Annotated in this window: 10 protein-coding genes; 5 read left to right on the top strand and 5 right to left on the bottom strand. The window is 60.2% G+C overall.

Translation table 11 applies throughout. The features are described 5' to 3' along the window. Positions 1–47: 47 nt before the first annotated feature. Positions 48–2,147, top strand: a complete 2,100-nt coding sequence (pta, locus tag PMI30_RS18830; RefSeq protein ID WP_008008642.1) for a phosphate acetyltransferase — start codon at positions 48–50, stop codon at positions 2,145–2,147. Continuing rightward, entirely contained in the window at positions 2,148–3,056 is a 909-nt protein-coding gene (locus tag PMI30_RS18835) for an acyltransferase (RefSeq protein WP_008008641.1), read from the top strand. A 152-nt stretch (positions 3,057–3,208) separates the two neighbouring features. Here the strand turns inward: PMI30_RS18835 and cysN are convergent, their stop codons facing one another. From cysN to PMI30_RS18850, 3 genes are all read right to left on the bottom strand, one after another. Then, a complete protein-coding gene (cysN, locus tag PMI30_RS18840; RefSeq protein ID WP_008008640.1) occupies positions 3,209–5,107 on the bottom strand; it encodes a sulfate adenylyltransferase subunit CysN in 1,899 nt (632 codons plus the stop codon). Between the two features lie 9 nt (positions 5,108–5,116). Beyond that, positions 5,117–6,034 carry a sulfate adenylyltransferase subunit CysD gene (cysD, locus tag PMI30_RS18845; protein WP_008008639.1) on the bottom strand — a complete coding sequence of 306 codons (918 nt, stop codon included), beginning with the start codon at positions 6,032–6,034 and terminating at the stop codon, positions 5,117–5,119. A 258-nt stretch (positions 6,035–6,292) separates the two neighbouring features. Continuing rightward, a complete protein-coding gene (locus PMI30_RS18850; RefSeq protein WP_008008638.1) occupies positions 6,293–7,051 on the bottom strand; it encodes a Nif3-like dinuclear metal center hexameric protein in 759 nt (252 codons plus the stop codon). Positions 7,052–7,154: 103 nt separating this feature from the next. On the opposite strand from PMI30_RS18850, the gene algW reads away from it, so the two are divergent. From algW to PMI30_RS18865, 3 genes are all read left to right on the top strand, one after another. Continuing rightward, entirely contained in the window at positions 7,155–8,315 is a 1,161-nt protein-coding gene (algW, locus tag PMI30_RS18855; RefSeq protein WP_008008637.1) for a Do family serine endopeptidase AlgW, read from the top strand. Positions 8,316–8,425: 110 nt separating this feature from the next. Then, on the top strand, positions 8,426–10,531 hold the full coding sequence (locus PMI30_RS18860; RefSeq protein WP_008008636.1) for a TonB-dependent siderophore receptor: 2,106 nt from the start codon (positions 8,426–8,428) through the stop codon (positions 10,529–10,531). A gap of 13 nt (positions 10,532–10,544) precedes the next feature. Next, on the top strand, positions 10,545–11,264 hold the full coding sequence (locus tag PMI30_RS18865; protein ID WP_008008635.1) for a DUF4198 domain-containing protein: 720 nt from the start codon (positions 10,545–10,547) through the stop codon (positions 11,262–11,264). Between the two features lie 118 nt (positions 11,265–11,382). Here PMI30_RS18865 and hisC read toward each other — a convergent pair whose 3' ends face one another. Further along, positions 11,383–12,435, bottom strand: coding sequence for a histidinol-phosphate transaminase (hisC, locus tag PMI30_RS18870; protein WP_008008634.1), 1,053 nt, complete (start codon positions 12,433–12,435; stop codon positions 11,383–11,385). A gap of 2 nt (positions 12,436–12,437) precedes the next feature. Then, positions 12,438–13,775 carry a histidinol dehydrogenase gene (gene hisD, locus PMI30_RS18875; RefSeq protein ID WP_008008633.1) on the bottom strand — a complete coding sequence of 446 codons (1,338 nt, stop codon included), beginning with the start codon at positions 13,773–13,775 and terminating at the stop codon, positions 12,438–12,440. Between the last annotated feature and the right edge of the window lie 25 nt (positions 13,776–13,800).

Below are 13,800 nucleotides of genomic sequence, written 5' to 3'. Positions count from 1 at the left end.
ACCAGCCATAGGTGCTCACCATTGCCATGCACCCTTAGAGAATCCGCATGCAAACTTTTTTTATCGCACCCACCGATTTTGGTGTGGGTCTGACCTCCATCAGCCTGGGGCTGGTGCGTACGCTTGAGCGGGCCGGTCTCAAAGTCGGCTTTTTCAAACCGATTGCCCAGCCGCACCCGGGCGACACGGGCCCTGAACGCTCCACCGAACTGGTGGCCCGCACCCACGGTTTGAAACCGCCTCAGCCACTGGGCCTGGCCCACGTTGAGCGGATGCTCGGCGACGGTCAGCTGGACGAACTGCTCGAAGAAATCATCACCCTTTATCAGCAAGCCGCTGTCGGAAAGGACGTGCTGATCGTCGAAGGCATGGTCCCGACCCGCAGCGCCAGTTACGCGGCGCGGGTCAACCTGCATTTGGCCAAGAGCCTGGACGCCGATGTGATTCTGGTCTCGGCACCGGAAAACGAAGTGCTGACTGAATTGTCCGGTCGGGTGGAGTTGCAGGCGCAATTGTTCGGCGGACCGAAAGACCCGAAAGTCCTGGGCGTGATCCTCAACAAGGTCAAGACCGACGAAAGCATGGAGGCCTTCGCCTCGCGCCTGAAGGAGCACTCGCCGTTGCTGCGCAGTGGCGACTTCCGCCTGCTCGGCTGCATCCCGTATCAACCGGAACTGAACGCACCGCGCACCCGCGACGTGGCCGACCTGATGGGCGCCCAGGTGCTCAACGCCGGCGATTACGAAACCCGGCGCATGACCAAAATCATTATCTGCGCGCGTACCATGCGCAATACCGTGGAGCTGCTCAAACCCGGTGTGCTGGTGGTAACCCCCGGCGATCGCGACGACATCATCCTCGCCGTCAGCCTCGCGGCGATGAACGGCGTGCCTCTGGCCGGCCTGTTGCTGACCAGCGACACCCTGCCCGACCCGCGCATCATGGATTTGTGCCGTGGCGCCTTGCAGGCCGGCTTGCCGGTGTTGTCGGTCAGCACCGGTTCCTACGACACCGCCAACCAGTTGAACGGCTTGAACAAGGAAATCCCGATCGACGACCGCGAACGTGCGGAAATCATCACCGATTTCGTCGCCAGCCACCTCGACGCCAACTGGCTGCACCAGCGTTGCGGCACGCCACGGGAAATGCGCCTGTCGCCAGCGGTGTTCCGTTATCAACTGATCCAGCGCGCCCAGGCCGCCAACAAGCGCATCGTGTTGCCCGAAGGCAGCGAGCCGTTGACCGTGCAGGCCGCGGCGATCTGTCAGGCGCGCGGCATTGCCCGCTGCGTGTTGCTGGCCAAACCGGCGGACGTCGAAGCGGTCGCCCGCGCCCAAGGCATCGAGTTGCCGCCTGGGCTGGAAATCCTCGACCCGGACCTGATCCGTGAGCGTTACGTCGAGCCGATGGTTGCGCTGCGCAAGACTAAAAGCCTCAACGCGCCGATGGCCGAGCAACAACTGGAAGACACCGTGGTGATCGGCACCATGATGCTGGCGCTGGATGAAGTCGACGGGCTGGTGTCCGGGGTCATTCACTCTACCGCCAACACCATCCGCCCGGCCCTGCAACTGATCAAGACCGCGCCGGGCTGCACGCTGGTGTCTTCGGTGTTCTTCATGCTGTTTCCGGAAGAAGTGCTGGTTTACGGCGACTGCGTGATGAACCCGCACCCGAGCGCCAGCGAACTGGCCGAGATCGCCTTGCAAAGCGCCGATTCGGCCGCGGCGTTCGGCATCATTCCGCGCGTGGCGATGATCAGCTATTCCAGCGGTGAGTCGGCCAGCGGTGAAGAAGTCGAGAAGGTTCGCGAGGCCACATTGCTCGCCCACGAACAGCAAAACTCGCTGCTGATCGACGGCCCGTTGCAGTACGACGCCGCCGCCAACGAAACCGTGGCGCGGCAACTGGCGCCGAACAGCCAGGTGGCCGGGCGTGCCACGGTGTTCGTGTTCCCCGACCTGAACACCGGCAACACCACCCACAAAGCCGTGCAGCGCAGCGCCGACTGCGTCAGCCTCGGGCCGATGCTGCAAGGCCTGCGCAAACCGGTGAACGACTTGCCGCGCGGCGCGCAGGTCGATGACATCGTTTACACCATCGCGTTGACCGCGATCCAAGCTGCCAACCGACCTATGGATGTTTAAATGCTGGATTTTCTACCTGCACCCGTGCGCGGCGTGATCGCCTCGCTGTTGTTGGCGCTGAACACGATTGTCTGCTGCACGCCGCTGTTCGTGGTGGCGATCTTCAAACTGCTGCTGCCCTTCCCCGTCGCCCAGCGTTTCACCGACTGGCTGATGAGCCACATCCACGAAACCTGGATCAGCAACAACAAGGCCTGGATGGACCTGCTCGGGCATACGCGCTGGCAGCTCAGCGGGCTGGAAGGCCTGGACTATCAGCACTCGTACCTGATCACCAGCAACCACCAGAGCTGGGTCGACATCATGGTGTTGCAGTACGTGCTCAACCGTCGCATCCGCCCGCTGAAGTTCTTTCTCAAACAGCAACTGATCTGGGTGCCGGTAATTGGCCTGGCGTGGTGGGCGCTCGGTTTTCCGTTCATGAAGCGTTACTCCAAGGCCTATCTGGAAAAGCATCCAGAGAAGAAAGGCAAAGACCTGGAAACCACCCGCAAGACCTGCGACAAGTTCCGCAACAACCCGGTGGGGATTTTCAACTTCGTCGAAGGCACGCGCTTCACCGAGGGCAAGCACGTACAGCAGAGCTCACCGTTCCGCTACCTGCTCAAGCCGAAAGCGGGTGGCATTGCCTTCGTGCTGGACGCCATGGGCGACCAGTTGGAAGCCATCGTCAATGTGACCATTCACTATCCGGCCGGGCGTCCGGGTTATTGGGATTTGCTCTGTGGGAACGTTGCGGAGGTGGTGGTGCACTTTCAGGAGCTGAAGATTCCACCGCAGTTCGTTGGCAAGAACTACGACCAGGACGGTGTGTATCGCCTGGAGTTTCAGGGTTGGATCAATCAGCTGTGGAATGACAAGGATGCGCTGCTGGGGCAGATGCACCGCGAGTATCCCGCCAAGGTTTGAGGTGTCTGCACCGGCCTATTCGCGGGCAAGCCTCGCTCCTACAGGTTCCTTTGCTCTGTAGGAGCGAGGCTTGCCCGCGAAGGCGTTCTCCCAGACACAAAAAAGCCCGCAGGCGATCACTCATCCGCGGGCTTTTTATTTGCAGCTAACGCTTAGATCGCGCCACGTTTACGCAGCAGATCCAGCACTTGCTTGACGCTTTCTTCCAGCGACAGCGACTGGGTGTCGATCACCAGATCGGCATTCAGCGGCACGTCGTACGGGAAGGATTCGCCCGGGATGTTATCCCCGGCCGCCGCATACAAACCTTGCGGATCACGCTCGGCACAGACCGTTGGCGAGGCCTGGACGTAGACCGTCAGCAGACGCTCCTTGCCGATCAGATCCTTGGCTTGCTCACGACCTTCAGCGCTCGGCGCAACAAAGGCTGCCAAGGTCAACAAACCGGCTTCGTTGAACTGACGCGCAACGTGCGCCGCACGACGCCAGTTCTCGGTACGCCCGGCGCGATCCTGTGGCAGACCTTTGTTCAGGTCGTGACGCAGGTTCTGGCCATCGAGTACAAACACCGCACGACCCAGGTCGAACAGCTTGCGTTCAACCGCGTAGGCCAGGGTGCTTTTGCCGGCGCCCGACAGGCCGCTGAACAACACGGTGGCCGGTTGCTGACCAAAGCGCTGGGCACGTTCTTCGGTAGCCACGTGAGCCAGTTTGCCGTGATGGGTGCTGGTGCCATGGATCAACGGTTGGGCGATGATCATGCCGGCCGCGACCGTGCCGTTGGTCAGTCGATCGATGACGATGAACGAACCGGTGGTGCGATTGCTGTCGTAACCGTCCAGCGCGATGGCGGCGTCGAGGCTGATCTTGACCCGACCGATCTCGTTCAGCTGCAGCGAGCTGGCGGGACCTTCGGCCAGGGTGTTCACGTCAACGCGATTGACGATGCTGGTGATCGAACCCGGCACGTAAGTCGTGGCGCGCTTGATGTCGTATTTCTTGCCCGGCAGCATCGGCTCTTCGGCCATCCACACCAGCATGGCGTCGAAGGCGTCAGTCACTTGCGGTTGATTGTCGGCATGCACCAGCAAGTCGCCGCGGGAGATGTCGATTTCGTCTTCCATGGTCAGCGTCACGGCTTGACCAGGACCTGCATGCTCCAGTTCACCTTCGAAGGTGACAATGGATTTCACACGGCTGCTCTTGCCCGACGGCAACACAACGACTTCGTCGCCCTTGTGCACGATGCCGCTGGCCAGGGTGCCGGCGAAACCACGGAAGTTCAGGTTCGGGCGGTTGACGTACTGCACCGGGAAACGCAAATCGGTGTAGTTGCGGTCGTTGGCGATTTCGACGGTTTCCAGGATTTCCATCAGCGACTGGCCGGTGTACCACGGCGAGCGCTCGGACTTGTTCACTACGTTGTCGCCCTTGAGAGCGGACATCGGCACGAACGCCATGGTGGTCGGCTTGAACGCGATGCCTTCGGCGAACTTCAGGTAATCGGCCTTGATCGACTCGAACACGCTTTCGTCGAAGCCGTTGAGGTCCATCTTGTTGATGGCGACAACGATGTGCTTGATGCCCAGCAACGAGGCAATGAAGCTGTGGCGACGGGTCTGGGTCTGCACGCCGTAACGGGCGTCCACCAGGATGATCGCCAGGTCACAGGTGGATGCACCGGTGGCCATGTTGCGGGTGTACTGCTCATGGCCGGGGGTATCGGCGATGATGAATTTGCGCTTGGCGGTGGAGAAATAGCGGTAGGCGACATCAATCGTGATGCCCTGCTCACGCTCGGCCTGCAAGCCGTCGACCAGCAACGCCAGGTCGATGTCTTCACCGGTGGTGCCGACTTTTTTCGAGTCGCGGGTAATGGCTTCCAGGTGATCTTCGTAGATCATCTTGGAGTCGTGCAGCAGGCGCCCGATCAGGGTGCTCTTGCCGTCGTCGACGTTGCCACAGGTCAGAAAGCGCAGCATTTCCTTGCGTTCATGCTGGCCCAGGTAGGCGAGGATGTCCTCGCTGATCAAATCAGATGCGTGCGACATGACAACCCCTTAGAAATAACCCTGACGTTTCTTTTCTTCCATCGAACCGGCGCCATCGTGATCGATGACCCGGCCCTGGCGTTCGGAAGTTCGCGTCAGGAGCATTTCCTGAATGATGTCGGTCAGGCTGGTGGCCTCGGACTCGACCGCACCGGTCAACGGGTAGTCGCCCAGCGTACGGAAACGGACCTTCTTCTTGACGATGCGCGCCTTGTCTTCGTCGCTCAGGTGATTGAGCAGGCGCTCGTCGTCGATCATGATCCAGGTGCCATTCATCTCGATAACGTCGCGTTCGGCTGCGAAATACAGCGGCACGATCGGGATACCTTCGAGGTAGATGTATTGCCAGATGTCCAGCTCGGTCCAGTTCGACAACGGGAATACGCGGATCGATTCGCCCTTGTTGACCTTGCCGTTGTAGACGTTCCACAACTCCGGGCGCTGGTTTTTCGGGTCCCAGCGGTGCTTGGTGTCACGGAAGGAATACACGCGCTCTTTGGCCCGGGATTTCTCTTCGTCGCGACGAGCGCCACCGAATGCCGCATCGAAGCCGTACTTGTCGAGGGCCTGTTTCAGGCCTTCGGTCTTCATGATGTCGGTGTGCTTGGCGCTGCCGTGGGTGAGCGGGTTGATACCCTGCGCAACACCCTCGGGATTCACGTGCACCAGCAGGTCCAGGCCGAGTTCTTCGACCATGCGGTCGCGGAACGCGTACATTTCCTTGAACTTCCACTGGGTGTCAACGTGCATCACCGGAAACGGAAGTTTGCCCGGGAAGAATGCCTTGCGCGCGAGGTGCAGCATCACGGCGGAGTCTTTACCGACGGAGTACAGCATCACCGGGTTATCGAACTCGGCGGCGACCTCGCGGATGATGTGGATGCTTTCGGCCTCCAGCTGTTTCAGATGCGTCAGTTTGTCGACCATGGCTACTCACGAAAACGATCTTATGGACGGCCTGCGGGCCGTGTTCGAGCGGGGAATCCTAGCACAGCGCCCCCTTCTAATCAGGACGCTGGCTAGATCGAAAGGGTATATGAATATACCCCCTCGTTTGGCACAACGGCCCCTGTAGGAGCGAGGCTTGCCCGCGAAGAACGATAACGCGGTATTCCTGATGAACCGCGTTATCGTTCTTCGCGGGCAAGCCTCGCTCCTACAGGGCAACCCCATTCAGTTTTGAAATCAGATAGGGTTCGGGCAATCGATGAAGATGTGCTCGAGGGCGAAACGTCGCGCCAGGTAATCGCCCAAAGCCTGCACACCATAACGCTCGGTGGCATGGTGGCCGGCGGCGATGAAGCTGATATCGTTTTCCCGGGCGCTGTGGAACGTCTGCTCGGAGGCCTCGCCGCTGAGGTACAGATCGACGCCAGCCAACACCGCCTGATCAATGTAACCCTGGCCGCCACCGGTGCACCAGCCGACCCGACGAATCATCTCGCTGCCTTCGATCAGCAACGGCTCGCGCCCCATGACTTCCTGCACGCGACGGGCGAAATCGCGAGGGGTCATCGGTTCGTTCAACGAGCCGACCAGGCCAACAACTTTCAGATTGTCCGGATCCAGCGGGCCTTCAACAGTGATATCCAGTTGCCGGGCAAGCTGCACGTTGTTGCCGACTTCCGGGTGCAGATCCAGCGGCAAATGATAGGACAGCAGGCTGATGTCGTGCTTGAGCAGGGTTTTCAACCGACGCTGCTTCATGCCGGTGATGCACGGGTTCTCGCCTTTCCAGAAATAGCCGTGATGCACCAGCACCAGATCGGCCTGGGCCTCTACCGCGGCGTCCAGCAACGCCTGGCTGGCGGTAACGCCGCTGACGATGCGCATCACTTGCGGCCGGCCTTCGACCTGCAAACCATTGGGGCAGTAATCGGCGATCTTCGCACTTGCCAGGTAGCGGTCGGCTTCTTCGACCAGGGTGCTCAGGGCGACGGCCATAAAAGACTCCTAAATATCCCGTTCAGAGGCGCGCGCGGCCTCGTATAATGCGCGACATTATGGGCGGTCTCACACCGCCTGCAACCTCTGTAGGACGTGCTTAATGCTCAAGGCGCTGCGTTTTTCCGGCTGGCCGCTGTTGGCCGGTGTGCTTGTTGCTCTATTGATTATGCAGCGTTACCCGCAATGGGTCGGGCTACCGAGCCTGGACGTCAATCTGCAGCAAGCCCCGCAAACCATCGGTCTGCAGCAGGGTCCGGTGTCCTATGCCGACGCGGTGACCACGGCCGCGCCGTCAGTGGTCAACCTGTACACCACCAAAGTGGTCAACAAGCCCAGCCATCCGCTGTTCGAAGATCCGCAGTTCCGCCGCTTCTTCGGCGACAACTCGCCCAAGCAGAAACGCATGGAGTCGAGCCTCGGTTCGGGCGTGATCATGAGCCCGGAAGGTTACCTGCTGACCAACAACCACGTGACCAGTGGTGCCGACCAGATCGTGGTGGCGCTCAAGGATGGCCGTGAAACCCTGGCCCGAGTCATCGGCAGCGACCCGGAAACCGACCTTGCGGTGTTGAAGATCGACCTGAAAAACCTGCCGTCGATCACCGTCGGCCGTTCCGACAATATCCGTATTGGCGACGTGGCCCTGGCCATCGGCAACCCGTTCGGTGTCGGCCAGACCGTGACCATGGGCATCATCAGCGCCACCGGGCGCAATCAGCTCGGGCTGAACAACTACGAAGACTTCATCCAGACCGACGCCGCGATCAATCCCGGCAACTCCGGCGGTGCGCTGGTGGACGCCAACGGCAACCTGACCGGCATCAACACGGCGATCTTCTCCAAGTCCGGCGGTTCTCAGGGCATCGGCTTCGCGATCCCGGTCAAATTGGCGATGGAAGTGATGAAGTCGATCATCGAACATGGCCAGGTGATTCGCGGCTGGCTCGGCATCGAAGTGCAACCGTTGAGTCAGGAACTGGCGGAATCGTTTGGTCTGTCCGGGCGTCCGGGGATTGTGGTCGCGGGGATTTTCCGTGATGGCCCGGCACAGAAGGCCGGCCTGCAACTGGGCGACGTGATCCTCAGCATCGACGGTGAACCGGCCGGCGATGGTCGCCGCTCGATGAACCAGGTGGCACGGATCAAGCCGACCGACAAGGTCACCATTCAGGTGATGCGCAACGGCAAAGAGCTCAAGCTCACGGCAGAAATCGGTCTGCGTCCGCCACCCGCTCCAATCAAGGAAAAAGAAGAAGAGTAAGCCGGTAGGAGCTGCGCCCTCAGCAGCTCCATTACTCTGAAGCTGTTAACAGCAGACATTCTCATTAGGCATGTTATATTGTTTCAATATCACTATTGGAACAACATAACATGTCGTCTCGAACAATGGCTTACCTCGCAGGCCTGGCCCTCGGTTTGCTGGGGGATCCGGTCTTCGCCGAAGAATCGCAAACCGTTGAACTGGACGCCATCAGCGTCACCTCCGACTACGAATCCCCCACTGGCCCGGTGAAGGGTTACCGCGCCACGCGCTCCTCCAGCGCAACCAAAACCGACACCGCCCTTCGCGATATCCCGCAATCGATCAGTGTGATTCCCGTCAGTGTGCTCAAGGACTTGGGCAGCACCAGCGTCGAACGCGCACTGGAATTTGCCGGCGGCGTGTCGAAACAGAACAACTTCGGCGGCCTGACGCTCTACGAATACAGCGTGCGCGGCTTCACTACTTCGGAGTTCTACAAGGACGGTTTCAGCGCCAACCGAGGCTATCCAAGCACACCGGACGTGGCCAACATCGAACGTATCGAAGTGCTCAAAGGCCCGGCCGCCAGCCTCTACGGTCGTGGCGATCCGGGCGGTACGGTGAACATCGTCACCAAGAAACCCCAGCCCGAAGCTTTCACCACACTGCAAACCAGTGCCGGCAGTTGGGATCGCTATCGCACCGCCGTGGACGTCAACACGCCGCTGGATGATGACGGCAACGTTCTGTCCCGGGTGAACCTGGCTGTCGAGGACAACCACAGTTTCCGCGATCACGTCGACAGCCAGCGTGTGTTCGTTGCGCCTTCGTTCAGCTGGCAACTGAACCCGGACACCAGCCTGTTGGTGGAGAGCGAGTTCGTGCGCCACAGCTCGACCTTCGATCGCGGTATCGTCGCGCCGAACAATAAATGGAGCGGCGTCTCCCGTTCGACCTTCCTTGGAGAACCCAACGACGGCAACATCGACAACCACAACAATCTGCTGCAAGCCGCCCTCGAACATCAGCTCAACGACCGCTGGAAACTACGCCTCGCCAGCCATTACAAGGAAGGCAAGCTCTGGGGCTTCGCCTCCGAAAACCGTCCCTTGAACGCCGACGGCCACACCATCAACCGTCGCTACCGCGAGCGCGATACCAACTGGCACGACAGCATCACCCAACTCGAACTGCGCGGTTTGTTCGACATCGGCAGCTGGCAACACGAACTGCTGATCGGCAGCGAATACGAGAATTTCCGCAAGAACGAACGGGTCACGACCATTGCCGGCGGCCCCTACGCCATCGATATCTATCGACCGATCTACGGCCAACCGAAACCCAATGGCGCACGCTCCGGGACCGACTTCTTCGAGCACGTCGAAAGCCAGGCGCTGAACCTTCAGGACCAGATCGTCTTCACCGACAAACTGCGCGGCATGCTCGGTGCGCGCTTCGAGCATTTCGAACAAAACATCGACGATCACAGCCGCAACGCCACCAGCCGCCAGCGCCACGACGCGCTGACCCAGCGAGCCGGCCTGCTCTACCAACTGACGCCTGAAGTGGGGGTGTTCGCCAACGCCTCCACCTCGTTCAAACCGAACAACGGTCTGGACGCCGCCGGCAAATCCTTCGACCCGGAAGAAGGCGTCGGTTATGAAGTCGGGATCAAGAGCGAGCTGTTCGACGATCGCTTGAGCACCACCCTCGCCGCCTTCCATATCGAAAAGGAAAACGTCCTGGCGCTCGATCCAAGCACCGATTCCAGCCGCGCCATGGGCAAGGCCCGAAGCCAGGGTGTCGACCTGCAAGTCACCGGGCAAGTCACCGATGCCGTGCGAGTAATCGGTGCTTTCGCTTACATCGACGCCGAAGTCACCCAAGGCGACAAGGTGATTCCCACCGGCAGCCGAATTCTCGGTGTGGCCAAACGCAGCGGCAGTGTGCTGGGCGTTTATGAATTTCAGGATGGCCATTTGCGCGGTTCGGACCTAGGTGCAGCGTTCACCTATGTCGGCGATCGCTCGGGTGAAGCCGGCAGCGATTTCGAACTGCCGGCCTACCACACCGTCGACCTGCTGGCCCATTACAAGGCCAGCGAAAACGTCACCGTAGGCCTGAACCTGAACAATCTTTTCGACGAGAAATACTTCGAGCGCTCCTACAGCAACTACTGGGTCAACCCCGGCGAGCCGCGCAATTTCACCGTCAGCCTGACACTCAACCTGTAAAAGGACGTCCACCATGCAACACCTAAAATCCCTGGCGCTACTCAGTCTGTTGTGTGCCGGCCAAGTCTCGGCCCACGGTCTCTGGACCGAAGAACGTCGCGGCAACATCGAAGTCATCTACGGCCATGGCGCCGAAGACAACGCCTTCAAGGCGCAGAAAATCAGTGGTGCGTGGGCTTATGACGTCGGCGGCAAAATGATCCCGGTGAACGTGCAACGGCTGGCCGACCACGCCCGCCTGCAGCCGTTGAAACCACCGGCGGTGATGGCGGTGGCGCTGAACAATGGCATGTGGTCGCAGACGGCGGATAAAAAATGGATCAATGAAGGGCGCAGCAAAGTACCGGGGGCCATTGAGTCGACCCAAACCTTCAAATACAGCCTGGCGATATACCAGCCGGGGGCGAAGTTGCCGAAGCTCGATCAGATGAAATTGCTGATTCTGCCGGAGGTCGATCCGCTGACGGTCGGGCCGGGTAAATCGTTGCCGGTTCGAGTGCTATTGGACGGTAAGCCGGCGGCGGGTGTGAAGTTGGTGGGTGACTATCGCAGCGCGCCGAATACCTTGAGCACCGAGACCGACGCAGAGGGCCGGGCGCAAGTATTGGTGCGTAATGAAGGATTGAACGTGATTGCGGCGCAGATGGAGATTTCGCTGAAGGACAATCCGGATGTGGCGACACGCGGGTTGTTCACGTCACTGACCTTCCTTGGCGAACCGCATCACGAATAACCCACCAACCCCTGTAGGAGCGAGGCTTGCCCGCGAAGAACGATAACTCGGTGTAACAGGTAAACCGTGTCATCGTTCTTCGCGAGCAAGCCTCGCTCCTACAAGGGTCAGCGGTGGATTAGAGGTCGCCGAGACCGTCGATCAGTGCCTGATTCTGCTCCGGCGCGCCGATGGAAATACGCAGGAACTGGGCAATCCGCTCCTGCTTGAAGTGCCGAACGATGACGCCCTGTTCGCGCAACTTCGCCGCCAGCCCTGCCGCATCATGCTTCGGGTGACGGGCGAAAATGAAGTTTGCCGCCGACGGCAACACCTCAAACCCCTTTGCCTCCAGCTGCGTGACCACCTTTTCGCGACTGTCGATGACCAACCGGCAGGTCTTGTCGAAATACTCGCGATCCTCGAACGCTGCCGCGGCCCCCACAATCGCCAGACGATCCAGCGGGTAGGAGTTGAAGCTGTTCTTGATCCGCTCCAGGGCCTCGATCAGGTCCGGATGCCCCACCGCCAGACCAACCCGCAGGCCGGCCAGTGAACGGGACTTGGACAGGGTTTGAGTCACCAGCAGGTTCGGATAACGGTCCACCAGCGTGATCGCCGTTTCACCGCCGAAATCAATGTAAGCCTCATCCACCACGACCACCGAATCCGGGCTGGCCTTGAGGATTTGCTCAACCGCGTCCAGCGCCAGCAGGCAACCGGTCGGCGCATTCGGGTTGGGGAAAATGATCCCGCCGTTCGGCTTGGCGTAGTCCGCCGGGTTGATCTGGAATTGCTCATCCAGCGGCACCGCGTCGAATGCGATGCCGTACAACCCACAGTAAACCGGGTAGAAGCTGTAGCTGATATCCGGGAATAGCAGCGGCTGATCGTGTTGCAGCAAACCGTGGAAAATGTGCGCCAGGACTTCATCTGAACCGTTGCCGAGGAACACCTGATTGCCCTGCACGCCGTAGTACTTGGCAACAGCCTGCTTGAGCAGGTCGCTGTTCGGGTCCGGGTACAGACGCAGGTTATCGTTCAGTTCGGCCTGCATCGCGGCCAAGGCTTTTGGCGATGGACCGTACGGGTTTTCGTTGGTGTTGAGCTTCACCAGTTTCGCCAGTTTAGGCTGTTCGCCCGGCACGTAAGGCACCAGGTTCTTGACGAAGGGACTCCAGAATTTACTCATGTTCAGTTGCCCTGCCCTTGTAGAGAGTCTTCGTCAACGATGCGGTATTCGGCGCTCCGCGCGTGAGCGGTCAGCGACTCGCCACGGGCCAGCACGGAAGCAGTTTTGCCCAGTTCGGAGGCACCCTGCTCGGAGCAGAAGATGATCGACGAACGTTTCTGGAAGTCGTAAACACCCAGTGGCGAAGAGAAGCGCGCGGTGCCGGACGTCGGCAACACGTGGTTTGGACCTGCGCAATAGTCGCCCAGGGCTTCGGACGTGTGACGGCCCATGAAGATCGCGCCGGCGTGGCGGATCTGCGGCAACCAGGCCTGCGGATCGGCAACCGACAATTCCAGGTGTTCTGGCGCAATGCGGTTGGCCACTTCGATGGCTTGTTCCATGTCGCGAACCTTGATCAGCGCACCGCGACCATTGATCGAAGTCTCGATAATCTCGGCGCGCTCCATGGTCGGCAGCAGTTTGGCGATACTGGCGGCGACCTTGTCGAGGAACTCGGCGTCCGGGCTGACCAGAATCGCCTGGGCGTCTTCGTCGTGCTCGGCCTGGGAGAACAGGTCCATGGCAATCCAGTCCGGATCGGTCTGACCGTCACACACGACGAGGATCTCCGACGGGCCGGCGATCATGTCGATGCCGACCTGACCGAACACGTGGCGCTTGGCGGTGGCGACATAGATGTTGCCAGGGCCAACAACCTTATCAACCTTCGGCACGCTTTCGGTACCGTAAGCCAGCGCCGCAACTGCCTGGGCGCCACCGATGGTGAACACCCGGTCAACCCCGGCAATGCAGGCTGCGGCCAGCACCAGCTCGTTGATTTCGCCGCGTGGAGTCGGCACGACCATGACCACTTCGGTCACGCCTGCAACCTTGGCCGGAATCGCGTTCATCAACACCGAGGACGGGTACGACGCCTTGCCGCCCGGCACATACAGACCGGCGCGATCCAGCGGCGTGACCTTCTGGCCCAGCACTGTGCCGTCAGCTTCGGTGTAGCTCCAGGAATCCTGTTTCTGTTTTTCGTGGTAGCTGCGCACGCGGGCTGCGGCTTTTTCCAGCGCTTCGCGCTGAGGCACGGTGATGCGGGTCAATGCCAGTTCCAGGCGTTCGCGCGGCAGGATCAGGTCTGCCATGGAGGCGACTTGCAGGCCGTCGAACTTCTGGGTGAATTCCACCAGCGCCGCGTCGCCACGCTCGCGAACAGCCTTGATGATGTCCAGCACCCGCTGATTGACCGAGTCGTCAGACACACTTTCCCAGCTCAGCAGATGATCCAGATGATGTGCAAAATCCGGGTCAGCAGCGTTGAGTCGGCGAATTGCAGTCGGTGCGGTCATAGCGAGAGCCTCATAGGAATGGCAA

The sequence above is a fragment of the Pseudomonas sp. GM50 genome, from assembly GCF_000282375.1.
GTDB lineage: Bacteria > Pseudomonadota > Gammaproteobacteria > Pseudomonadales > Pseudomonadaceae > Aquipseudomonas.
This window is presented reverse-complemented; position numbering and strand designations above follow the sequence as displayed.